Genomic DNA, 23,830 nt, shown 5'->3' with positions numbered 1-23,830 from the left:
TTTTTACGAAACTTTATTCATCCTAACAGGTTTTAAAAACCTGTTAGGTTTGCTCCTTGAATATTTCCAAGTTTAGTTTTTACATACCTAACAGGTTTTGGAAACCTGTTAGGATATCGTGAGTTTTAGCTTTTTAATTCTTCTAAACTTTCTTTTAAAGCTTTTACAAACGTATCGATATCAGATTTTTTTACTGTTAATGGCGGTAAAATTCTTAATAGATTTTTATTGTTCGCACTTCCTGTAAAAATGTGTTTTTCAATGATTAATTTCTTTCTTAAAGCTGCAACATCAAAATCAAACTCTACTCCAAGCATTAAGCCTTTTCCTTTTACTTGTTTGATTCCGTCAACTTCTTTGATTTTTTCTAGGAAATATTCATAAACTTCGTTTACATTTTTTTGCAAATCTAGTTTTTCGATTACATCTAAAACTGCAATTCCAGCTGCACAAGATAAATGGCTTCCACCGAAAGTTGTTCCTAATAATCCGAAACTTGCTTCAAATTTTGGAGAAATTAAAATGGCTCCAACTGGAAATCCGTTCCCCATTCCTTTTGCAACGGAGATAATATCTGCGTTGATTCCGTGATGCTGGAAAGCGAAGAATTTTCCGCTTCTACCGTATCCTGATTGCACTTCATCTAAAATTAAAACAACATCGTGTTTTTTACATGCTTTTTCTAAAGCCTGAAAAAACTCAGTTGTTCCTTGATCTAAACCTCCAACTCCTTGAATTCCTTCAATAATTACTGCTGTAACATCACCTTTAGCCAATTCAGCTTCAACCAATTCAATTTGGTTTAGAGGTAAAAAAGTAACAACTTGCTGTGCGTTAATCGGCGCAACAATTTTCTTATTATCAGTAACAGCAACCGCTGCAGAAGTTCTGCCATGGAAAGAATTATCAAAAGCGACAACTCTAGATTTTCCGTTATGGAAAGAAGCTAATTTTAAAGCATTTTCATTGGCTTCAGCTCCAGAACTGCATAAAAACAATTCGTAATCTTCAAGACCAGAAAGTTTTCCTAATTTCTGAGCCAGTTCCACCTGTAAAGGATTCTGAATGGCATTCGAATAAAATCCTAAATGATCTAATTGATTCTTCAATTTTGCTACATAATCTGGCTGTGTGTGTCCGATAGAAATCACACCGTGTCCGCTGTATAAATCTAAATATTCTACTCCTTTGTCGTCAATAATTGTACAATCTACTGCTTTTACTGGAGTTATGTCGTATAATGGGTAAACGTTGAATAAGTTCATGTGTTTTTTGTTTATTTTGTTTCAGGTTTCATGTTTCAAGTTAACTTGCAACATGAAACTTTAAACTTGAAACTATTATTAAAATCCGCTTGGTTTCAAATGTAAACCTGTGGTTTCTTCTAAACCGAACATTAAATTCATGTTTTGAATCGCTTGTCCTGAAGCACCTTTGGTTAAGTTATCTATAATCGATGTTATTAAAACCCGGTTTCCTTTTTTCAATAAACTGATGATACATTTATTCGTTTGCACCACTTGCTTCATGTTGATGTTTGTTGTGGTAACGGTTACAAAAGGTTCATCTTTATAGAAATCTTCGTATTTCGCAACTAATTGTTCCAAACTATCATCACATAATGTATAAAGCGTGGCAAAAATTCCTCTTGGAAAATCTCCTCTATTCGGAATAAAAAGCAATTCACTGTCAAAATCGTCTTGTAACTGTACTAAACTTTCTCCGATTTCTCCTAAATGTTGATGTTCAAAAGCTTTATAATGCGACATATTGTTGTTTCTCCAACTGAAATGAGAAGTTTCTGAAAGACTTACTCCTGCTCCTGTACTTCCAGTTGTTGCATTAATATGAACATCATTATTCAATAAATTATGTTCAGCTAAAGGCAATAAAGCCAATTGAATAGCTGTTGCAAAACAACCTGGATTTGCGATATAATTTGCTTTTTTGATTTCGGCTTTATTGATTTCAGGCAATCCGTAAATAAAATCTTTTCCTTCAAAATGAGCGTCTTTATTTAATCTGAAATCATTTCCTAAATCGATGATTTTAGTATGACTTGCAAACTGATTTTCTTTCAAAAATGAAATCGATTTTCCGTGACCTAAACACAAGAAAACAACATTCACATTTGGATTGATTTCAGCTGTGAAATTCATTTCAATATCGCCCATCAAATCGTGGTGCGCCACAGAAAGCGGTTTTCCAGCGTTTGTTGTACTGTAAACAAAATCGATGTTTACGTTGGGGTGATACATTAAAATTCTGATGAGTTCTCCAGCCGTGTAGCCTGAACCACCAATTATTCCGACATTAATCATAGTTTTATTTTTTTTAAGATTCTGTAAAAAATCTTTGATTTTTATAAATCCGCAAGAACGAATTCAGCGGATAAAAATTTTATTGATTTAATAGTTCCTAATGTTGGATTTAATGCAGTTTCAACATCATAACTAGCGGTATAAAAGGAATTTGCTCCAATTTTATCATAAGGGTCGTCGTTAGGTGCTCTTCTGATAGGAGTTAAAATAAGTCCATCAGCGTTATATGTTATCTTATAATTTCCTTTTACAGCAACATTATTAGGATTAGTAAACTTTATCTCATAGCGTAGCCTAGATGTATTGTTACCAGTATCTGGTGTATATTCAAATAATAAAACTTCATAAGTAATTGCCTTCAAAGTTTCTTTTTCTGGCTTCGCATCATTATCATTTGAACATCCAAAAAACATTAAGAAAAATGGAAGTAAAAAAAATACCTTTGTTTTCAAATTAATTTTATTTTTGAATAATTCATCACAATTAATCATGATCTAATTGATTTACAGATGAGAATATGTTTTGTGCATTTCCAAGAATTTTAATAAATCCTTTTGCATCGTCAGATGTCCAAGCATTGTTCATTTCTCCGTATTGACCAAAACCTGTGTTCATCAAATCGTTTTCAGATTCGATTCCGTCAAGTGAGAAATGGTATGGTTTTAATGAAACTGTAACCGTTCCGTTTACTGTTTTTTGTGTGTCTTGCAAGAAAGTTTCAATGTTTCTCATAACTGGATCTAAGAATTGACCTTCGTGAAATAACATTCCGTACCAGTTTCCTAATTGTTCTTTCCAGTATTGTTGCCATTTTCCAAGAGTGTGTTTCTCTAACAAATGGTGTGCTTTGATGATAATTAATGGTGCAGCAGCTTCAAAACCAACTCTTCCCTTAATTCCAATAATAGTATCTCCAACGTGAATATCTCTACCAATTGCGTAAGCACTTGCCAGTTTTTCAAGAGCTACAATATTGTTTGATGGTTTATCCGTTTTTCCGTTTAAACCAACTAATTCTCCTTGCTCAAAATGAAGTGTTACTTTTTCTTCACCTTCTTTTTGCAATTGTGAAGGATAAGCTTCACTTGGCAATGGCTGACTTGAAGTTAAAGTTTCTTTTCCTCCAACACTTGTTCCCCAAAGTCCTTTATTGATAGAATATTGTGCTTTTTCCCAAGAATAGTGAACTCCGTTTTGAGCTAAATAATCAACTTCTTCTTGTCTTGATAATTTTAAATCTCTAATTGGAGTAATGATTTCGATTTCAGGAGCAATAGTCTGGAAAATTAAATCGAAACGAATTTGGTCGTTTCCTGCACCAGTACTTCCGTGAGCGATTGCTGTTGCTCCTACTTTTTTTGCATATTTTATAGCTTCAATTGCCTGAAAAACACGCTCTGCACTTACTGATAATGGGTAAGTATTATTTTTTAATACGTTTCCGAAAATCAAGTATTTGATAGCTTTATCGTAATATTTATCTAAAATTGTTAAGTTAGCGTGTTGTGCACTTCCTAATTCGTAAGCTCTTTTTTCAATAGCTGTTAATTCTTCAGCAGAAAATCCTCCTGTGTCAACAAGAACAGTGTGAACTTCGTATCCTTTTTCATTTTTTAAATATTTCAAACAATACGAGGTATCTAATCCTCCGCTATAAGCTAATACTACTTTTTTCATTTTTTATAATTTTGGCTAATACTTTCGTATTTAGCAGTTTGAGATTTTTTCTAATTAATTTGACTTAGACAAATAATGACAAGATTTTATTTAAGAATAAAGCTTGTTTAATTTTTTTAAGTCTGTTTAAAACAGCCTCGTTAAAAGGATGTCTTGGTGGTGTTTTTTGTTTTTCTTTTGGATCGTATAACATTCCTGTACAAAGGCACATTTTGTTTTCTTTGCTTTGTAAAATCGGGAAGTTCGTACAGGTTTTACAGCCTGCCCAAAAACTTGGATCGGTTGTTAATTCTGAGAACGGAACTGGTTTATAACCTAATTCAGAGTTAATTTTCATAACTGCCAAACCAGTTGTAATACCAAAGATTTTAGCATCTGGAAATCTCTTCAAAGAATAATCAAAAACTTTCGATTTTATTTTTTTTGCCAAACCATGACTTCTATAATCTGGATGTACAATTAATCCAGAATGAGCAACAAATTTTCCGTGCTGCCAGCTTTCTATATAGCAAAAACCTGCAAATTTTCCGTCTGCCAAAGCAATCATTGCATCACCATTTGCCATTTTTTTCTGAATGTACTCAGGAGTTCTTTTAGCAATCCCCGTACCTCTTAATAAGGCAGATGATTCTATGGTATCGCAGATTTCCTGCGCATACTTAAAATGTTCTTCTTGAGTTACAACAATAGAGATCTTCATTTCAATTATTGAAGTTAGAGTTAAAAATTAAAGCATATTGATTCGCTTGAAATCCAGAATTGAATCCAATAAAATTAAGCATAAAAGAAGTAACATTCTCAAAATCAAAACATTGATTAAGAAAATCTACAAAATAATAAATACTTTTAGGATGTGTTTGTCCAGTGGACAAATTATGTGATTTCAAAATGAAAAATGGATATGAATAAATATACGGCTATAAAACTCAGTGAACACTATAGAGATAGTGTCCGTACTTCGGGAGAAGTAATCGGTGAGTTTGTCCGTGACAAAGAAGTTATATGTAAACTTATTTTATTCATCGGTGCAAAAGTACATTATTTTTTTATTTACAAAACAAAAAATTAAAATTCTAACATTTTTTTTACGTTTTGTGAATATACAGAAAAACAAAACCCGATAATTATTTCTAATTATCGGGTTTTAAATATATTATGTTTTTAAAATTTTACTTTTTCGTAAACGGAATTACTTGTCCATTATCTATAAGTATCATATCGAAACCAGTTTTTGCTTCGTTAAACTTAAATTTTAATCCAGCTCTAGCCGATTCGAATGTATCTTTTTCGTTTGCAACAGGACTTAAAGTAAATTTTGGATAATTTGGAAGTTCTGCATTTAAAGTGCTATTTTTTTCTGTCAATTCAACCGTTAAAGGAGATCTTGCATTAATATAACTACCTAAATACGCATCTAAAACAAGATCTTTTTCAACCTTTCCTTTTCCCGCTGTCCAAACATTATTTGACTCATTATTATCAGGGAAAACATGATCTGGATCTAAAGTGATACTTTCAATTTCTTCAGTAGAATTGTGTTTGAAAGACCAAAAATTATTTCTTTGCCAGATTTCTACAGGTAAATTAACTCTTGATACTTTTCCGCTTTTTGTTTTAACATCTAAAACAATCGGCATTGGCATTTTATCAAAATTTTCAACTGTGATTACCACTCCTTTTGCAGGATCATTTTTCACATATTTAATTGAATTAATTCCTTGATCAAAACGCCAGTTGTTTACGTACCAGCTTCTCCAGAACCAGCTTAAATCTTCTCCCGCAACGTTTTCTATAGTTCTGAAGAAATCGTCTGGCTGTGGATGTTTGTAAGCCCAACGCTCAATGTAAGTTCTAAAAGCAATATCAAAACGCTCTTTCCCTAAAATCTGTTCTCTTAAGATTACTAAACCTGCACTTGGTTTGAAATAACACAACATACCAATGTTGGCTTCTTTCATATTATCAGGCGAGCTCATAATAGTTTCTAAATCAGGTCGTGTAAATGCTTCAGCTTGATGATGCAAATCTGTTGGATCTTCTTTGTATTCGCCATTATTGAATGCTGCTGTGCTTAATGAGTTGATAAAAGTGTTAAAACCTTCATCCATCCATCCAAATAATCTTTCATTAGAACCAACAATCATTGGGAACCAAATGTGCCCAAATTCGTGATCTGTAACACCCCATAAATCTTGTCCTTTAGATTCCCATCCGCAGAAAACAATTCCTGGATATTCCATACCTCCTTCATTTCCTGCAACGTTTGTAGCTGCTGGGTAAGGATATTCAAACCATTGTTTAGAATAATGCTCAATTGATGCTTTTACATATTCTGTCGAACGTCCGTAACCATCACGACCATCACTTTCAACTGGATAAGCAGATAATGCTAAAGATTTTTTACCGCTTGGAAGATTAATTTTTGCTCCATCTAAGATGAAAGCTGAAGATGATGCCCAAGAGAAATCACGTGCATTTTTGATTTTATAATGCCATGTTTTTTCAGTTCCTGCATTAGCACTTGCTGTTGCTGCAACTTCAGAAGCTGTACGAATCATAACTGTTTTATCACTGTTAGATGCTTCTTTATATCTTTTTAATTGTTCAGCAGAAAATACTTCCTGACCGTTTAATAATTCTCCAGAAGCTACAACATAATGATTTCCTGGCACTGTAAGTTTAACATCAAAATCTCCATATTCTAAATAAAACTCAGAAGCACCTAAATAAGGAGGAGTATTCCAACCTCTCACGTCATCATACACACACATACGCGGATACCATTGTGCAATAGTAAAGATTTTTCCGTTTTTAGTTTCCAGAACTCCCATTCTGTCAGATCCTTCAAAAGGTGCAGTGAAAGAGAATTCGATTTTTACTTTTACTGAACCTCCTTTTGCAGCCAATTCCTGAGGAAGGAAAATCTGCATTCTAGTATCTGTAACAATATATTTTGCATTAACTTCTGTTTTGCCAGAAACTACTTTTACAGATTTTATTTTGTTACCGCCATCAAAAACCTGTCCTTGAGCTCCATTACGGCTTCCTGTTAAAGGTACAAGAGCATTTCCTCTAGAATCGTCTTTAAATAAGTTCTGGTCTAAATTCAGCCAAAGGAATGATAATTTATCTGGACTATTATTAGTATAGGTAATTTCGTCTGTACCAACAATTTCATTTGTAGTTCCATTTAATTTTGCCGTAATTTGATAATCGGCTCTGTTCTGCCAGTATTCTACTCCTGGCTGACCACTTGCAGTACGAGTTGAAGTTCCGTTTTTTGTGTAAAAATGAGGACCAAAGGCGTCATGGTAATTATAGTTATTTACTGGATTAGTTGCTGTTGCTGACGGAGTTTGCTGCGCCCAAACAGAAGAAATCCCAAAAAATAAAGCCGCGGTTAAAAAGGCTTTTGCAGATTGCTTTTTCATATTTTTTAGCTGTTTATGTAGCAAATTAATGAAAAAAAAAGCTATTCGCAGAGAAATTTCAAAACATAAATTCAATTTTAGCAAAATTTTATCAATAAAATAATTTCAGTCTTTTTCTTAAAAAACTAAATTTTATAAAATATATTTACATCTCTATAAAAGACATCCACTTTACATTTTACAACTGTGACGACAACAATCTCAAATTCAACATTAAAAGCTTCCATAAAACATGCTGGAGCAGAATTATTTTCTATAAAAGACAATCAAAACAATGAATATATCTGGGAAGGAAATCCTGATTTTTGGGGCAAACACTCCCCTGTTCTTTTTCCAATTGTAGGAACTTTGAAAAACAATACTTATAGAATTAATGGAAAAGAATATCATTTGCCACGTCACGGTTTTGCTCGTGATATGGAATTTGATTTGATTGAAAAAACAGAAAACAAAGCGATTTTCTCTCTTAAATCTTCTGAAGAAACATTGCAGAAATATCCTTTTGAATTTGAATTACAGCTTATTTATACTCTAAATGAAAGTTCATTAGACTTAGAATATAAAGTGATTAATAAAGGAAAAGAGAAAATGCCTTTTTCAATTGGTGCACATCCGGCAATTGCAGTTCCAGGTAATTTTGAAGATTATGCTTTTAAATTCGAAAAAGAAGAAAATTTAAAGTATTATCTTCTTGAAAATGATTTGATTTCGTCTAAGACTAAAATCTTAGAGACAAAAGATAATTTAGTTCCTTTAAATTATGAGTTATTTAAAAATGATGCTTTGATTTTTAAAGCTTTAGAATCAAAATCTTTGACAATTCTTAAAGATTTAAAACCTTATGTAAAAGTTGATTATAAAGATTTTCCAAGTTTAGGAATCTGGACAAAAGAAAACGCACCGTTTGTCTGTATAGAGCCTTGGCTAGGTTATTCCGATACTGATGAAAATTCAGGTGATTTATATGAAAAAGAAGGGATTTTAACTTTAGAAGAAAATAAAGACTTTCAAGCAAAATTTAGTATTACTATATTATAAATTTAAGACATAATGTTGGATTTCAATTTTTCTCCGTTTCCGATAATAGAAACAGAACGCTTAATTTTAGACAGAATTTCAGAAAAAGATGTAAATGAAGTTTTTGAACTTCGTTCTAATCCTGAAACGATGAAATATATTCCGAGGCCTTTAGTAAAAAATTACGAAGATGCTTTGGAACATATTAATATGATTAATGAAAAAATTGAAAACAATACTGGTATAAATTGGGGAGTTAGACTTAAAGGCAATCCCAAATTACTAGGAATTATGGGTTTTTATAGAATGCAACCTGAAAATTATCGTGCTGAAATAGGCTATATGCTTTCTCCTGATTTTCATGGAAAAGGAATTATTCCAGAAGCTGTAAAGGAACTTATCAAATATGGCTTTGGAGATCTAAAATTGCATTCGATTGAGGCTGTAATTGATCCAGAAAATTATGCCTCAGAAAAAGTATTACAAAAATGCGGATTTGTAAAAGAAGCTCATTTAAGAGAAGCAGAATTTTGGGAAGGAAAATTTCTTGACAAGGTAATTTATTCATTATTAGAAAAGTAAGATTTTATTCCTGTTAAATAATCTTACAGGCAATAGATATAAAGCATTATACGTTATATTTGCGCTCAAAATCAGCTAAAAAGCTGTTTTGAATCCAAAACATTTTTATGAAAAAAATACCCGCCTTAATTGTTCTTTTATTCTGTCTACAATTACAAAGTCAGACTTTTGTAAAATTTAATGGTGCTACAGCCTTATTTTTAGTTCCAAATATCGGAATTGAAACAAGCATTGGAGAAAAAACTACCTTTAGCGCCGATGTGATGGCTTCTTTCTGGGAATCTTTCAATGGTCATAGTCCTATGAAATTTGTTACTGTAACTCCAGAAGTTCGTTACCATTTTAAAGAAAAATATAATGGTTTTTATGCTGGAGCACATGTAGGTGCAGATAAGTACGAATTACAAAAATGGAATTATTGGGACAGCAACCGCTATGAAGATGGTTTCGGTTACAGAATTGGAGCTACAGTTGGTTACAACTTAAAATTAAACGATAAATTTTTACTTGACTTTTTTGTAGGTGGCGGATGGCATCAAGGATTTTATCACGGATATTATAATGACGGAACTCCAGGCAGATATGAAAAAGCAGTTCACTGGAACAAAAGTGGTGAATGGCTTCCTTATCGTGGAGGCGTTATGATATCTTATAAATTATAAGATCAATTAAGCTTAGGAAGTGTTTTAATATAAAGTTCTTCTACTTTTTTACGAGCCCAATCTGTTTTTCTTAAAAAAGTAAGACTTGATTTCACACTCGGATTTGAAATAAAACATTTAACTGGAATTAATTCTCCTAAAGTATCAAAGCCATAATAATCGACTAAAATTTCGACAATTTTTTGAAGTGTGATTCCGTGAAGAGGATCTTTAGATTGATTTTGCATTTTATACTTTTTAAATAATAATCAAAAAGACCGTACTATGAAAAGTACGGTCTTTTCTTTTTGTAAAATTACTAAATTGAATTTTACGATAATCAAATCAAAGAATAAATTAGAATACGAATTTAAATCCAACAGAAATAGGAGAAGTCAAATTTGGGTTACTTCCCGCTAAAGCGGTATTATAAAACGGATCTACATTTGCAACGTGTGCTAAACCAAAATTGGTAACTGTAGTTTTGTCTCCAGTTTTAGGATCGATAGTTGTTGATGTAAAGTTTGCCAAATCATAAGAGAACTCTACAGAGAAATTTTTTGTTACAAAATAGTCCAATCCACCAGATAAAGACACCCCAACTTGGTTTACTTTTAATTCACTTTCTTTCTCCTTACCTGTAATAATTGGCACAGCTACTTGTCCAAAGAAATAAAGCGAACTTGCAATATTCCAATATTTTCTCACTAAAGGCTGAGCAACAATTAAATCTGTTTTAGCCGCCGTTCCTGCATCAGAATCAGCTTTAATATTAATATACCCAACTGCTGCACCTACTGCAACTGAAGGCGTAACAAACGTTCCAACAATTGGCAATACTGATAAAGTGGTGTTTTTAGCGTCTGCTGTTTTAGTCTGCTGATATCCAAATTGAGATGTTACAAACCAAGCTCCTTTTAGTCCTTGAGTTGAATCCTGGGCTTTAGCGGTTAAGCCCATAATTACAACGCCGACTAGCGTTACAATTTTTTTCATTATTAAATTTGTTTTTGAAATTATGAGACAAACTTAGAAGTAAGCTTTTCTGTTGGAACTGATTAAAATCATAGATTAAAAAAAAACTTTAATTATCTTAGCCATCATAAAATTTTTCAATTTTGTCTTACATTTGCAGCTATGATAAAATCAGTCAATATACTTAACAAAAGAGCGCGATTCGATTACGAAATAATCGATACATACACTGCTGGAATTGTTTTAGCAGGCACCGAAATAAAATCTATACGTTTAGGAAAAGCGAATATCACAGAAAGCTTTTGTGAATTTAGCGGCATGGAACTTTTTGCCATCAACACTTACATTGAAGAATATTCATTTGGAAATCAGTTCAATCATAAATCTAGAAGCGAACGAAAACTTCTTCTTAATAAGAAAGAATTAAAAACACTTCATAAAAGTGTTCAAGCTAAAGGATTGACTATTATTCCTTTGAAATTGTTTACAAATGAGAAAGGATTAGCCAAATTACAGATTGGTCTTTGTAAAGGAAAGAAAAACTACGATAAACGCGAATCTCTAAAAGAACAAGATACTAAACGAGATTTAGACCGTATTAAAAAAGCTTTTAATTAAAAAAGCTTTTTTAATTTTTACCTAAACCTCTATTTATTAATATTTTATAGTTATTTTTACTTGTAACCAATTTAACTGTAAAATATGAAAAAGTACTTCGTTTTGTTTTTCGCTATTGCAGCGTTATCAAGTTGTGGCAGTAATACTTCTATTGTAAACAGCTGGAGAGATCCTGACGTTACTATTACTCAGGAACATTTTAAAAAAGTTTTGGTTGTTGCTTTAGTCAAAGATGAAGCCTCAAGAAGAATTACCGAGAACAGAATTGCTGCGAGTAATCCAGTATTCAAAACTTCTTATCAATATCTTAATGCAACTTCACAATTAACACAAGAACAAAAACTAAAAATTTTACAAGACGAGAACTTTGACGGCGTTGTTAGTATGCGCTTAGTCAGCAAAGAAAAAGAAGTTAATTACGTTCCTGGCACCTATACAGGAATGTACTACGGCGGATTTGACGGAATGTATACAGGAATGTACGGATATGGATTTGGGAACTGGTACGGAATGTACTCTCCTGCCTTCTATGATCCAGGGTATTACCAAGAAACTACATCTTATATGGTAGAAACCAATGTGTTTTCTTTAAAACAAAACAAATTAATCTGGACTGGAACAACAGAATCTCAATACGTTACCGATTTAGGCCAAACTGTCGATGCAATTATGCAGGCGGTTGTAAAAGAGATGAGAAAGGATGGTTCGCTTCCGCCAAACTAAAATATCAAAAAAGCAGTATTCTAAAATGCTGCTTTTCTTTTGTTTAAAAAATTGACTATTTTTGTCAAGACTAAATTTTTCATTAAATGAAATCGCTTTTAAAAAATGCTAGAGAACAAAAAGGATTAAAAACTCGTGAGTTAGCACAGCTTGCCAGTATTGATCAGGCTTTGATTAGCAAATTTGAATCTGGCACTCGAAAACCAACAAAAGATCAGATAATCAAACTTTCTCAACTACTAGAAATTGATTACGAAACATTAATGATTGCATGGCTCAAAGAAAAGATTTTTTATGAAATTGGTGATGAAGAATTTGCTCTAAAGGCCCTTCTTTTAGCCGAACAGGAAATTCAAAACAACAGAAAAGAGATCAACTCAGCAATAATATCTTCCAATCAAATTATTTTAGATGAAATTGAAACATTAAAAAATAAAATTCAATCTTTCAATCATTTACAATTACGTCAAATCCATAAGACTTTAGAATTAGATTTCATTTACAAAAGTATCTACTTAAATGGAAATTCTCTAACACAAGAAGAAACTAAATCTGTTATTAATGACGGAAGCACTGTTTTAGGGAAAAGCATGGAAGAACATCTTGAAGCTATTAACTTTCAAGAGGCAACTTTGCATATAAAAGATTTAAGCCAAAAGAAAATGGCATTTAGTGAAAAGGAATTGCTTTTTCTTCACAATTTAATCTTTAAGGGAATAGATAAAAACTCAGGAAAATATAAAAATGATTCTTTGATTATCAAGGAAATGAACTTGTTTTTTAATTGGTATGAAACACAAAAAAACAATCTTCACCCCATAATCCTTGCATCAGAAGCGCATTTAAAAATAATTACAATAAATCCTTTTGAAAATGGAAATATTCAAATAGCTAATTTGGTTCTAAATATGATTTTACTACTAAACAATTATGTTTACGTTGTGGCAGAAGGAAATATCAAGAGTAAAAATGAATATTTATTTTCAATAGAAGAAAGTCAAAACAAAAATGACAAATCGATTTTTATTAATTATGTTCTAAAAATTGAAAAACAAAATTTAGATAAAGCAATAGAATTGACTTCATAAAAAAAGCCCGCTTAAAAACGGGCTTTCTTATTAATTTTTATCTTCTAATAAAGGAACAAATCTAAATTCTCCAAATTCATGTTTTTCGAATTGAGTTTCGTTTTTCCTGATTAATAAAGTCATAATCTGAACATCTTCTCCAAGCGGAATAACAAGTCTTCCTCCTATTTTTAATTGAGCCATTAACGGCTGCGGAATAAATGGCGCGCCCGCCGTAACTATAATACTGTCAAACGGAGCAAAATTTGGCAATCCTTTGTAGCCATCTCCAAAAGAAACGTGCTTTGGACGGATATTTAATTTTGGAAACAAATTAGATGTTGTTTTAAATAATTCACTTTGTCTTTCGACCGTAAATACTTTAGCGCCTAGCATAAATAAAACAGCGGTCTGATAACCAGAACCTGTCCCGATTTCTAAAACTTTGTGATCTTTCTTAATTTCAAGCAATTGCGACTGAAAAGCCACTGTATAAGGCTGAGAAATGGTTTGTCCCGCACCAATAGGAAATGCTTTATCTTGATAGGCAAAATCTTCAAAACTTGAATTCAAAAAAAGGTGTCTTGGAATTTTTTTTATCGCATCCAAAACCGCTCTATCAGTAATTCCTTTTTGCTCTAAAGTCGTTACTAATTGATTACGAAGTCCTTGATGTTTAGCTGTATCTTTCAAAATGGGTAGGTTTTATTTTCGCAAAAATAAGAAAACAAATTATCAAAAGTCAACTACTTTTTTATGATTTAATTTCTATTTTTGATTTATGTACTAACCTAAATGAAATCTAATCTTTTATGAAGAAAACTATACTTGCCTTATCTCTACTTTTTTCACTAATGGGGATTTTAAAATCCTTTTTTTTTGTTTTTTATGATTTTGAAGATGTTACGGAATTTTTAAATTTTATACTATTAGACATTCAGCCATATGGCTTTGCAGGAATGGACATTTATATACCTAGATACGTAATTCATGGCACACCAGGTGGCACTATTTCCCTAGGACTTGTAAATTTGTTTTTTATTTTAACTTTCCTTTTGGGTACTTTAATTTATTATTTTTCAAAATACAAAGAAACCAAACTATTAGCTTTCAATTATTGTTTAGTATTTTTAGATTCTATAACAAAAATAGTCTCTTTTATTCTTCTTTTTAATTTGGAAAAACTAAATATTTACAGTGTTTCTTATATCACAATAACGCTATTGTACATTTTCATCTCCTACCAATTCCTAACCAAAGAGCTAAATCACAAAGTAATTGAAGATGATATTCAAATAACCGAAAGCGCCCTTGAAAACGCATCAAACACAAAACGCTTTTTAAATTTATTCATCGATTCTTTCATCATACTTGTAATTGTTTTTGGATATATCGAATACGCAGATCGACGTAACGACATAATGACTTTTTTCAGCTATTTCAAAAGTGCTTTTGGTGAACAATTTGCTAGCATAGTATTCTTTTGGGCCGTTAAATTTATATATTATCTATTATTTGAATCTATTTTCAAAACTACTCCTGCAAAATTTATGACATCATGTTATATAACAGATGAAGAAGGAAATTCACCAAGTTTTCAAATGATTCTGAAACGAACATTACTTCGATTTTTTCCGTTTGAAAGTTTCTCTTTTCTAATGGGGAAAAATTTACACGACGATTATTCAGACACTTATGTTGTCAATAAAAAAACAAACCGCAAAATTGAAGATCTATATACGCAATTTTTAGCAATCTCATTCGGAATACTTTTAGTTGTCTACTTCACTATGTTTAACAGAGATTTTTATTAATTAATAAAAACATAAGTGAGATTAATTTAAATTATCAAATCACTAAATCTTTGTAGCTTTCATTTTCACGTTCAACAAATAAATTATATTTTTGTTTAAAATACATTCTCATGTTAAAAGTAGGAGTTTTAGGTGCTGGTCATCTTGGTAAAATACATTTACGCTTATTACAACAATCTGACAAATACGAATTAGTTGGATTTTACGACGAAAATCAAGAAAATGCCGAAAGAATCTCAAAAGAGTTTGGCTATAAAAACTTCAGCACAATTGCAAAACTTATTCACGCTGTCGACGTGATTGATATTGTAACTCCAACACTTTCACACTACAAATGTGCAAAGGTTGCGATCAAATCTGGAAAACATATCTTTATCGAAAAACCAATTGCCAACACTGTAGAAGAAGCCGAAGAAATTATTGCTTTAGCAAAAGAATACAATGTAAAAGGACAAGTTGGTCACGTAGAGCGCTTTAATCCCGCTTTTATTGCTACAAAAAACATGATCGAAAATCCGATGTTTATAGAAACACATCGTTTGGCAGAATTTAACCCGCGTGGTACAGATGTTCCTGTGGTTTTAGATTTAATGATTCATGATATTGACGCTATTTTAAGTGTCGTTAATTCAAAAGTAAAAGATATTCACGCCAGTGGTGTATCTGTAATTAGTGATACTCCAGATATTGCCAATGCCAGAATCGAATTCGAAAATGGCTGTGTTGCCAATTTAACGGCAAGCAGAATTTCGTTGAAAAATATGCGTAAATCTCGTTTCTTTCAAAAAGACGCTTACATTTCTGTTGACTTTTTAGAAAAGAAATGCGAAGTGGTTCGTATGAAAGATGCGCCAGAAGTTCCTGGAGATTTTGATATGATTCTTCAAAATGCTGAAGGTGTAAAAAAACAAATCTATTTCACTAATCCTGATGTTGAGCAAAATAATGCTATTTTGGACGAATTAGAATCTTTTGCAAATGCAATTAATACAGATACTACGCCAGTTGTAACACTTGAGCAAGCTACAGATGCTTTGCGTGTGGCTTATCAAATTATTGATTGTTTCGATAAATAATTTAAAGAATTTTAAAAATAAAATTAGCCACGAAATTCGCGATAAAATTGTGAATTCGTGGCTAAATTGTAAAATATAATATACTAAAAGTAATATGAAAACAATAGCTGTAATTGGAGCAGGAACAATGGGGAATGGAATTGCGCATACTTTTGCACAAAGCGGATTTACTGTAAAATTAATCGATGTTTCTGAAAAATCATTAGATAAAGGAATGGCAACTATTGCGGCAAACTTAGATCGTATGTTGTCTAAAGGAACAATTACTCAGGAAGATGTTGCTAAAACAATCACTAATATTATCACGTATACTGACTTAAAAGACGGAGTTGTTGGAGTAGATTTAGTAGTTGAAGCTGCAACTGAAAATGTTGAATTAAAACTAAACATCTTCAAACAATTAAACGAATATTGCTCACATAATACCATTTTAGCAACCAATACTTCTTCAATTTCAATTACACAAATTGGAGCTGTTGTAGCACATCCAGAACGCGTTATCGGAATGCACTTTATGAATCCGGTGCCAATTATGAAATTGGTCGAAATCATCCGCGGATACAATACAAGTGATGAAGTAACTAAAATTATCATGACTTTATCTGAAAAATTAGGTAAAGTTCCTGTTGAAGTAAATGATTATCCTGGTTTCGTAGCAAATAGAATTTTAATGCCAATGCTAAACGAAGCAATCGAAACGTTATACAACAAAGTTGCAGGAGTTTACGAAATTGACACCGTAATGAAATTAGGAATGGGACACCCAATGGGACCTCTTCAATTAGCTGATTTTATTGGTCTTGACGTTTGTCTAGCAATCTTAAATGTAATGTACGACGGATTCAAAAATCCAAAATATGCTCCTTGCCCACTTTTAGTTAATATGGTTAGAGCTGGAAAACTAGGAGTGAAATCTGGTGAAGGTTTTTACGATTACAGCGAAAGTAAAAAAGCAGAGAAAATCTCGAAGCAGTTTATTCTTTCATAAATAAAGAAAACATCATGTCGATTCAATCGAATTTAAATACAATTAAAACTTCATTACCTGAACACGTAACTCTCGTTGCTGTTTCAAAAACAAAACCTGTTTCAGACTTGATGCAGGCTTATGAAGCAGGTCAGCGCATTTTTGGAGAAAACAAAATTCAGGAAATGACTGAAAAATGGGAAGAAATGCCAAAAGATATCCAATGGCATATGATTGGTCATGTTCAGTCGAATAAAGTCAAATTTATGGCACCGTATATCACTTTGATTCATGGTGTTGACAGTTTGAAATTATTACAAGAAATAAATAAACAGGCTTTAAAAAACAATAGAATTATAGATTGTCTTCTTCAAATATACATTGCAGAAGAAGAATCTAAATTTGGTTTGGACGAAAATGAACTAAATGAACTTTTAACTTCTACAGAGTTCACAGAATTGAAAAATATTCGTATCTTAGGTTTAATGGGAATGGCTACTTTTACCGAAGACCAAAACCAAATAAAGAAAGAATTCACACATTTAAAATCTATTTTTGATTCTATCCAAAAACTGCAAATTGTTGATTTAAAAACAATTTCAATGGGAATGTCTGGTGATTATCAATTGGCCATAGAATGCGGAAGCACAATGGTTAGAATTGGAAGCAGCATTTTTGGAGGAAGATAATTACCATAGATTTTAACTGATTACTAAAAACTGAGACTGAATACTGAATTTGTACGCAATACTAGACATAGAAACCACTGGGGGACAATTTAATGAAGAGGGAATTACCGAAATTGCTATCTACAAATTTGATGGGCATGAAGTAGTTGATCAATTCATCAGCCTTGTTAATCCTGAAATTCCGATTCAGCCCTTTGTAGTAAAACTGACTGGAATAAATAATGCAATGTTGCGTTCTGCTCCAAAGTTTTACGAAATCGCCAAACGCATTATAGAAATTACTTCAGACTGCGTAATTGTGGCCCATAATGCTTCTTTTGATTACAGAATCCTTAGAACAGAATTTCGCCGTTTAGGCTACGATTTCGAAGCTAAAACACTTTGTACTGTAGAATTAGCAAAAAAATTAATTCCAGAACAACCTTCATACAGTTTAGGAAAACTAGTTCGTGCACTCGGAATTCCAATGGCAGACAGACATCGTGCGAGCGGAGACGCTATGGCAACGACAAAGCTGTTTAAAATGCTTTTGGAGAAAGACACAGAGAAAACGATCGTAAAAGATTTTATAAAACTCGAAGTCGAAAAAGGAATTTCTCCAAAATTCTTGGACATTTTAAGCCAAATGCCAACCAAAACTGGCGTTTATTATATTTACAATGAAGGTGGAACTTTGATTTATATTGGCAAAAGCCAAAATATCAAAAAAAGAGTCAATCAGCATTTTACTGGAATTACAACCAAAAGCAAAAGAATTCAGGCTGAAGTTTTCACCATAACATACGATGAAACTGGAAGCGAACTAATTGCGCTTTTAAAAGAAAGTCAAGAGGTAAAAATCAATCGTCCTAGATATAATCGTTCGCAAAAGAAAACCGTTTTTCCTTTCGCATTATATGCTGAAAAAGATACAAACGGATATATCAATTTAAAACTGGAAAAAGCAGACGGACGTAAAAAAGAAATTACATCTTTTGCTTCTTTACAGGAAGGCAAAAATGCACTTTTTAGATTTACAACAAAGTATCATTTGTGCCAAAAATTAACCGGTTTATATCAAACCAAAAAAGAGTGCTTTCAATATAAAATCAAAGAATGCGACGGCGCTTGTATTGGCGAAGTTACATCAGAAGTTTACAATTTAAGAGTACAGCAGTTTATCTCAGAAAACAGTTTCGAAAATAAAAGCATGATCTTAATCGACAGAGGCCGAAATATAAATGAAAGAAGTGCGATTTTAATCGAAAACGGAACTTACAAAGGTTATGCTTATTACGATTTAAATTATCAAATCACAAATATTGATATACTCAAAAACATTCTGATCCCAATGCAGCACAACAGAGATGTAAAGAACATTATTCAAAGCTACATCCGCAAAAGCAAGTCATTAAAGATTCTTAATTTTTAAAATATAATCTTTCATCATCTTATTAGATATGAAAAACAAAAAATCAAAATACGAGCACTTCAGAGAAAAAATCAAAATCATCCTTTATGGCACCGACACCATCTTAGGACGAATGTTCGATTTAATTCTTTTGGGCTTGATTTTGCTGAGTGTTCTTTTAATAATGCTTGATACTGTTCAAGGAATCAGTTCTAAATATCACGACCAATTACTGATTTGCGAATGGATAATTACGATATTTTTCACTATTGAATATATTCTGAGAATTATCTCCATTCAAAAACCAATAAAATACATTTTCAGCTTCTACGGAATCATCGATTTATTAGCCGTATTACCAATGTATTTATCGATCTTTTTTCCTGGTGCAAGTATTTTATCAATCGTAAGAGCATTACGTTTTCTTCGATTGTTCAAAATTTTACATATTCCGCAAATCAATCATCAATCTTTACAATTAAAAGAAGCCATTGATGCAAGTAAAGAAAAAATTCTAGTTTTTATTTACTTCGTTTTAATCAGCACCATAATTATAGGCTCAATAATGTATTTGGTTGAAGGAAAAGAATCAGGATTTACAAGTATTCCAATGGGAATTTATTGGACAATTGTTACTTTGACAACAGTTGGTTATGGAGATATTTCTCCGCAAACTCCTTTAGGACAATTTATTGCAGCATTTGTAATGATTTTAGGTTACGGAATAATTGCTGTTCCAACAGGAATTGTCACAGCCGAATTTGCAAAAAGCAGTCTAAAAAACAATGCTGTAAACAGTAAAAAAACATGCAGAAAATGCCAGTCTCAAGTCCATTTTGATAACGCAAAATATTGTTATCAATGCGGAACAGAATTGCCAAATAATTAAAATAAGAAGCTAATCCAGCTGTACATTGCAACTCCTCCTTATCTTTGTTGTTTTTTTAAAGTCATAAAAGGAGCTTCCGCTGGTCGCTCTTTTATTCCAAAAAAAACAAACAAATATAAGTCCGGGGTTTCCATTTCCATCTGGGCTAAAAAATATGAAGTACCTAATCACCATTGTCGGACCAACAGCTATCGGTAAAACCGCCTTAAGCATTGCTTTGGCACAACATTTTAAATGCGAAATTATTTCTTGCGACAGCCGTCAGTTTTTTAAAGAAATGACTATTGGAACCGCCGTTCCAAGTCAGGAAGAATTAAACGCAGCGAAACATCATTTTATTCAAAACAAATCCATTTTTGAAAATTATACCGTTGGCGATTACGAAAAAGAAGCACTTTCAAAACTCGAAGAATTATATCAAAATGATGATTTTGCAATTTTAATTGGTGGTTCTGGTTTATATGTTGACGCTATTTTAAAAGGCTTTGATGAATTTCCAGAAATAAATCCAGAAGTTCGATCTGAAGTAAATTCAAATTACGAAAAACTTGGAATCGAATATCTTCAAGAGCAATTACAAAATTTAGATCCAGATTATTATCAAAAAATAACAATAGAAAATCCGCAGACATTACAAAACCCTCAACGAATGATGCGTTTTGTAGAAGTTTGCATAGGATCACAAAAACCATATTCTTCATTTCTAAATTTGAAGAAAAACAACAGAAACTTCACTCCTATTTTAATTGGCTTAGACGCCGACAGAGAAATTATTTATAGCAGAATCAACCAACGCGTCGATATCATGATCAATATGGGATTACTGGAAGAAGCCAAATCACTTTATCCCAACAAAGAGTTAAATGCTTTACAAACGGTCGGTTATAGAGAATTATTTAGTTATTTTGACGGAGAATTCACTTTGCCATTCGCAATTGAAGAAATAAAAAAGAACACACGCCGATTTTCTAAAAGACAGTTAACGTGGTTCAAACGAAATGAAAACACCAAATGGTTTGATTATTCGACCGACAGAAATGAGATTATTCATTGCATCGAAGAAAATCTAAAATCATCAATCTAAAATCTAAAATTAGCAATGCCTATATCACCAAATTTCACATCAGTTTTGAGTAAAGACTGGGAAATTAATTTTACACAATGTACGCCAAACGGCTACTTAAAATACACCGATTTATGCAATCTTTTACAGCTTACCGCTGCTGCGCATTCAGAAGTTGGCGGAATCAGCTTTACAGACATGCAGGAATTTGATCAGGCTTGGGTTTTAAGCAGAATGCGTGTAGAAATAACTGCTTTACCAAAATGGCAGGATGTTGTAACGGTAAAAACTTGGATTAATAGTCTTGAAAATTCACGTTCGGTTCGTGCGCTTGAAATGTATGTAAACGGAAAAAAGATTGTTGGTAGTGAAACTTATTGGGCTGTTTTTAATACCAAAGCACGACGTCCAGAAGCTTTAGCTTTGCCTTATGAACATTTCGAACTTTACCCAGATAACAGAGCAACTGTTGAAGGTTTTTCTAGAATTAACATTAATCCTGATAAAGAATCAGTTTTTGAAAAAACGGTTTATTTATCTGATTTAGATATTGTAAATCATGCGAATAATGTAAAATATCTGGAATGGTGTTTAGATCATGTCGATGCCAAAAGAATTCTAAAACAAGAAGTTAAAAGCTTCGAAATGAATTTCCTAAAAGAACTTTCTCTAAACGATCAGGTTGTAATCCACGAAAATGAAAATGAAGATCATTCAGCAACAACATTCAGCATTACAAAAGGTGATAAAAATTGTTTTGCATTAGAATTACACTGGAAATAAAATTTCTTTAATCTAACAATATCCCCACAGTCTTGTCATTTCGACGAAGGAGAAATCTTCGCAAGTGACTCCATAAAGATTGGACTCTCATTGCGGAGCTACTCGTGGAGATTTCTCCTTCGTCGAAATGACAAACTTTGCGTACACCCAATCAAAATAAACAAAAAACGATGCGAAGTTGCATCGTTTTTCGTTAATCAAAATCATTTCGCTTTCTTTTTAGCACTTTTCTTTTTTTCTTTAGGTTTCTTCTTTTCCAACAAATCTACTTTATCTTTAATTCGCTTTTCTACTTCACTAATTCCAGAATCATAATCATGCTGAATAGAATATAATTTTGCTTGCTTAATTTCTTTCAAAGCTTCTTTAAATTTATGCTGCACTTCTAACAAAACAGCTTTCTTTACAAAAATCATTGATTTATTTATTCCTTTAATAGTCAAAGCAAAGTCAATCAATTTTTGAGCTTCTTCGAAATCTTCATTCACAATTAAAGTCTGCAAATAATACGGATAAACTTCAAGAGCATGAATATTAATCGCTAAAGCTTCCTGAAAATAAGATTTCGCTTCTTCATAATTCATTAATTGCTCTGCCTGAATTCTTCCGTATAAACACAAAACCATTGTATTTTTATTATCATAAGAAAAAGCATAATCCAAAGATTCTATAGTTTCTTCAAGTGAATAAGGGTAATTATCCAATGCTTGAAAAAGGTATTTATCAATTGTTTTCATTTTATGTGTCGATATTTATTGTTTTTTTTGGTCACATATAATTCGCATATCATCATCGTTTATTGCGACCAACTTTTAATTATGCTCATTCCGCAAATCGTTCTTCAATTTTTGACGAGTTCCTTTGTAACTTTTCTCCACTTTATTCTTTTTAAAATCACTTCCAGTAAAAACTCTCACAGGATTTCCTCGCTGTATATTAAGCTGATTTTCCCATTGTTTTCCCACATGATTTTTAAGCTGAAGTAATTTCTCGTCTTCTAGTTTTTTAATTAATCTTTCTGTTGCCAGTTTTTTGTTTTGATGCTGTGAACGGCTGTCCATTGAAACTACTGCAATTCCTGTCGGAATATGAGTTGCCCGAATCGCAGAACTTACTTTATTTACATGCTGTCCTCCTGCTCCCGAGCTTCGCATTGCCTGATATTGAATATCGTTTTCAGAAAACAAGTTATTTTTCTGTTGTTCGATTTCAAAAATTCCAATAAACCAGTTTTTGCGCTTGTGCATTTTCCTAAACTGACTATGACCAATCCATTGAACTGTTCCTATCCAAGAATTCACAAACTGATCTGCATTTTTTCCTCTTATAGCGATCGAAGCAGTTTCTACAGTTCCATTTTCAATTCCAGCTTCTCTTTGCAGTAAAACCGTTTCCAATTGCTGTTCTTGTGCTTCTTCCAAAACTTTTTTAAGCACTTGGGCAACCACCCAAGTGCATTCTGCAGGTCCGCGACCCGCTGTTATCTGAATTATTCTTTCCATTTCTTTAAAATTTTGAGCAGCTTTTCTCTATTTTTTGCTGCTTTTACAAATTGCGGTAAACGAGCCACCAAACTTGATGTGTAATTTGCTTTTGAATTGCGTTCTCTTAAATCAGCACCAATATATTTTTCCAAATAATCAATATGATCAAGGTTATACGCCCAAAAGATTTTCCCATCAAATTCTTTTTGAAACCAAAGCGGTAAATCATACCACATTTCTCTCACTAAACCATTGTCGAGTTTTGATTCTTCTCTAACTCTATATGTTTTCGTTTTCCATTCCTCTTGAAAATTGCAATGAGGACATTTCGTTTTGTACGTTAAAGGTTTCTCTTTTAATGGTTGTGAATGATATTCAAATTTTTCGTAGCAATTATTACAATATTCTTTGCCAAAAGCGATGTATTGATACACAGCTTCTTTTATTTTATAAAAGCATTTTTTGCATTCAAAAACCATGCTGTGGCATTTTCCACATTCACATTTTTCCTTTAATTCTTCTTTGACAGCTGCTTTCGATTCGCATTTTGGACACTTAACCAAAATCTCATTATAAAAGCTTCCCAGCCATTTATTTTCGTCTTGAAATCTTTCCATAATTTT

The 23,830-nt window shown here is 32.3% G+C and carries 27 protein-coding genes; 15 read left to right on the top strand and 12 right to left on the bottom strand.

Annotated features, from left to right (window positions below; genetic code table 11):
• Window positions 1–125: 125 nt before the first annotated feature.
• The 5 genes from V6624_RS13625 to V6624_RS13605 all read right to left on the bottom strand — a co-directional run bounded on the left by V6624_RS13625 (window position 126) and on the right by V6624_RS13605 (window position 4,698).
• Window positions 126–1,265 carry an aspartate aminotransferase family protein gene (locus V6624_RS13625; RefSeq protein WP_111290273.1) on the bottom strand — a complete coding sequence of 380 codons (1,140 nt, stop codon included), beginning with the start codon at window positions 1,263–1,265 and terminating at the stop codon, window positions 126–128.
• A gap of 78 nt (window positions 1,266–1,343) precedes the next feature.
• Window positions 1,344–2,321: an N-acetyl-gamma-glutamyl-phosphate reductase gene (gene argC, locus V6624_RS13620; RefSeq protein ID WP_111290271.1), complete on the bottom strand. Its 978-nt coding sequence runs from the start codon at window positions 2,319–2,321 to the stop codon at window positions 1,344–1,346.
• 41 nt (window positions 2,322–2,362) lie between these two features.
• Entirely contained in the window at window positions 2,363–2,812 is a 450-nt protein-coding gene (locus V6624_RS13615; protein ID WP_111290269.1) for a hypothetical protein, read from the bottom strand.
• Window positions 2,805–3,998 (bottom strand): argininosuccinate synthase, encoded by a 1,194-nt coding sequence (locus V6624_RS13610; RefSeq protein WP_111290267.1) that lies wholly within the window; start codon window positions 3,996–3,998, stop codon window positions 2,805–2,807. Before V6624_RS13610 ends, V6624_RS13615 begins: the two co-directional genes overlap by 8 nt.
• Before the next feature lie 64 nt (window positions 3,999–4,062).
• Entirely contained in the window at window positions 4,063–4,698 is a 636-nt protein-coding gene (locus V6624_RS13605) for a GNAT family N-acetyltransferase (RefSeq protein ID WP_202001541.1), read from the bottom strand.
• A gap of 201 nt (window positions 4,699–4,899) precedes the next feature.
• Here V6624_RS13605 and V6624_RS13600 point away from each other — a divergent pair, with 201 nt between their 5' ends.
• Entirely contained in the window at window positions 4,900–5,067 is a 168-nt protein-coding gene (locus tag V6624_RS13600; protein WP_162615021.1) for a hypothetical protein, read from the top strand.
• Window positions 5,068–5,167: 100 nt separating this feature from the next.
• On the opposite strand, the gene V6624_RS13595 is transcribed toward V6624_RS13600, so the two are convergent.
• Complete coding sequence (locus tag V6624_RS13595) at window positions 5,168–7,429, bottom strand: M1 family metallopeptidase (protein WP_111290263.1); 2,262 nt, start codon at window positions 7,427–7,429, stop codon at window positions 5,168–5,170.
• A 186-nt stretch (window positions 7,430–7,615) separates the two neighbouring features.
• On the opposite strand from V6624_RS13595, the gene V6624_RS13590 reads away from it, so the two are divergent.
• The 3 genes from V6624_RS13590 (at window position 7,616) to V6624_RS13580 (ending at window position 9,690) form a co-directional block, all read left to right on the top strand.
• On the top strand, window positions 7,616–8,467 hold the full coding sequence (locus V6624_RS13590) for an aldose 1-epimerase family protein (RefSeq protein ID WP_111290260.1): 852 nt from the start codon (window positions 7,616–7,618) through the stop codon (window positions 8,465–8,467).
• A gap of 12 nt (window positions 8,468–8,479) precedes the next feature.
• Window positions 8,480–9,028, top strand: a complete 549-nt coding sequence (locus V6624_RS13585) for a GNAT family N-acetyltransferase (RefSeq protein WP_111290258.1) — start codon at window positions 8,480–8,482, stop codon at window positions 9,026–9,028.
• Window positions 9,029–9,135: 107 nt separating this feature from the next.
• Window positions 9,136–9,690, top strand: a complete 555-nt coding sequence (locus V6624_RS13580; protein WP_111290256.1) for a DUF3575 domain-containing protein — start codon at window positions 9,136–9,138, stop codon at window positions 9,688–9,690.
• A 2-nt stretch (window positions 9,691–9,692) separates the two neighbouring features.
• Here V6624_RS13580 and V6624_RS13575 read toward each other — a convergent pair whose 3' ends face one another.
• Window positions 9,693–9,917 carry a VF530 family DNA-binding protein gene (locus V6624_RS13575; RefSeq protein WP_111290254.1) on the bottom strand — a complete coding sequence of 75 codons (225 nt, stop codon included), beginning with the start codon at window positions 9,915–9,917 and terminating at the stop codon, window positions 9,693–9,695.
• 109 nt (window positions 9,918–10,026) lie between these two features.
• Entirely contained in the window at window positions 10,027–10,665 is a 639-nt protein-coding gene (locus V6624_RS13570; RefSeq protein ID WP_338838947.1) for a hypothetical protein, read from the bottom strand.
• A 141-nt stretch (window positions 10,666–10,806) separates the two neighbouring features.
• On the opposite strand from V6624_RS13570, the gene smpB reads away from it, so the two are divergent.
• The 3 genes from smpB to V6624_RS13555 all read left to right on the top strand — a co-directional run bounded on the left by smpB (window position 10,807) and on the right by V6624_RS13555 (window position 13,073).
• Window positions 10,807–11,262: an SsrA-binding protein SmpB gene (gene smpB, locus V6624_RS13565; protein WP_111290250.1), complete on the top strand. Its 456-nt coding sequence runs from the start codon at window positions 10,807–10,809 to the stop codon at window positions 11,260–11,262.
• An 84-nt stretch (window positions 11,263–11,346) separates the two neighbouring features.
• Window positions 11,347–11,985, top strand: a complete 639-nt coding sequence (locus V6624_RS13560; RefSeq protein ID WP_111290248.1) for a hypothetical protein — start codon at window positions 11,347–11,349, stop codon at window positions 11,983–11,985.
• An 86-nt stretch (window positions 11,986–12,071) separates the two neighbouring features.
• Window positions 12,072–13,073, top strand: a complete 1,002-nt coding sequence (locus tag V6624_RS13555) for a helix-turn-helix domain-containing protein (RefSeq protein ID WP_338838946.1) — start codon at window positions 12,072–12,074, stop codon at window positions 13,071–13,073.
• 30 nt (window positions 13,074–13,103) lie between these two features.
• On the opposite strand, the gene V6624_RS13550 is transcribed toward V6624_RS13555, so the two are convergent.
• On the bottom strand, window positions 13,104–13,745 hold the full coding sequence (locus V6624_RS13550; RefSeq protein WP_111290244.1) for a protein-L-isoaspartate(D-aspartate) O-methyltransferase: 642 nt from the start codon (window positions 13,743–13,745) through the stop codon (window positions 13,104–13,106).
• A gap of 119 nt (window positions 13,746–13,864) precedes the next feature.
• Here V6624_RS13550 and V6624_RS13545 point away from each other — a divergent pair, with 119 nt between their 5' ends.
• The 8 genes from V6624_RS13545 (at window position 13,865) to V6624_RS13510 (ending at window position 21,723) form a co-directional block, all read left to right on the top strand.
• Window positions 13,865–14,866 carry an RDD family protein gene (locus tag V6624_RS13545; RefSeq protein WP_338838945.1) on the top strand — a complete coding sequence of 334 codons (1,002 nt, stop codon included), beginning with the start codon at window positions 13,865–13,867 and terminating at the stop codon, window positions 14,864–14,866.
• Window positions 14,867–14,976: 110 nt separating this feature from the next.
• Entirely contained in the window at window positions 14,977–15,942 is a 966-nt protein-coding gene (locus tag V6624_RS13540; protein WP_095927680.1) for a Gfo/Idh/MocA family protein, read from the top strand.
• A gap of 94 nt (window positions 15,943–16,036) precedes the next feature.
• The gene (locus tag V6624_RS13535; protein WP_338838944.1) at window positions 16,037–16,930 is read left to right on the top strand and encodes a 3-hydroxyacyl-CoA dehydrogenase family protein; all 894 of its coding nucleotides are present in this window, start codon (window positions 16,037–16,039) and stop codon (window positions 16,928–16,930) included.
• Between the two features lie 14 nt (window positions 16,931–16,944).
• On the top strand, window positions 16,945–17,598 hold the full coding sequence (locus V6624_RS13530) for a YggS family pyridoxal phosphate-dependent enzyme (RefSeq protein ID WP_338838943.1): 654 nt from the start codon (window positions 16,945–16,947) through the stop codon (window positions 17,596–17,598).
• Between the two features lie 49 nt (window positions 17,599–17,647).
• Complete coding sequence (locus V6624_RS13525) at window positions 17,648–19,009, top strand: exonuclease domain-containing protein (protein ID WP_111290234.1); 1,362 nt, start codon at window positions 17,648–17,650, stop codon at window positions 19,007–19,009.
• 28 nt (window positions 19,010–19,037) lie between these two features.
• On the top strand, window positions 19,038–19,877 hold the full coding sequence (locus V6624_RS13520; protein ID WP_111290232.1) for an ion transporter: 840 nt from the start codon (window positions 19,038–19,040) through the stop codon (window positions 19,875–19,877).
• 154 nt (window positions 19,878–20,031) lie between these two features.
• Window positions 20,032–20,961: a tRNA (adenosine(37)-N6)-dimethylallyltransferase MiaA gene (gene miaA / locus V6624_RS13515; RefSeq protein ID WP_111290230.1), complete on the top strand. Its 930-nt coding sequence runs from the start codon at window positions 20,032–20,034 to the stop codon at window positions 20,959–20,961.
• Window positions 20,962–20,976: 15 nt separating this feature from the next.
• On the top strand, window positions 20,977–21,723 hold the full coding sequence (locus tag V6624_RS13510) for an acyl-[acyl-carrier-protein] thioesterase (protein ID WP_111290228.1): 747 nt from the start codon (window positions 20,977–20,979) through the stop codon (window positions 21,721–21,723).
• A 203-nt stretch (window positions 21,724–21,926) separates the two neighbouring features.
• On the opposite strand, the gene V6624_RS13505 is transcribed toward V6624_RS13510, so the two are convergent.
• From V6624_RS13505 to V6624_RS13495, 3 genes are all read right to left on the bottom strand, one after another.
• Window positions 21,927–22,460: a hypothetical protein gene (locus V6624_RS13505; protein ID WP_111290226.1), complete on the bottom strand. Its 534-nt coding sequence runs from the start codon at window positions 22,458–22,460 to the stop codon at window positions 21,927–21,929.
• Between the two features lie 75 nt (window positions 22,461–22,535).
• Window positions 22,536–23,225: a peptide chain release factor H gene (gene prfH, locus V6624_RS13500; RefSeq protein ID WP_111290224.1), complete on the bottom strand. Its 690-nt coding sequence runs from the start codon at window positions 23,223–23,225 to the stop codon at window positions 22,536–22,538.
• Entirely contained in the window at window positions 23,213–23,824 is a 612-nt protein-coding gene (locus V6624_RS13495; RefSeq protein WP_111290222.1) for a hypothetical protein, read from the bottom strand. The genes prfH and V6624_RS13495 overlap by 13 nt, the downstream gene beginning before the upstream one ends.
• Between the last annotated feature and the right edge of the window lie 6 nt (window positions 23,825–23,830).

The sequence above is a fragment of the Flavobacterium ginsenosidimutans genome, assembly GCF_037478105.1.
GTDB classification, from domain to species: Bacteria; Bacteroidota; Bacteroidia; order Flavobacteriales; family Flavobacteriaceae; genus Flavobacterium; species Flavobacterium ginsenosidimutans.
The sequence above is the reverse complement of the archived record's forward strand: the minus strand, read 5'-3'. Positions and strand labels throughout refer to the sequence as shown.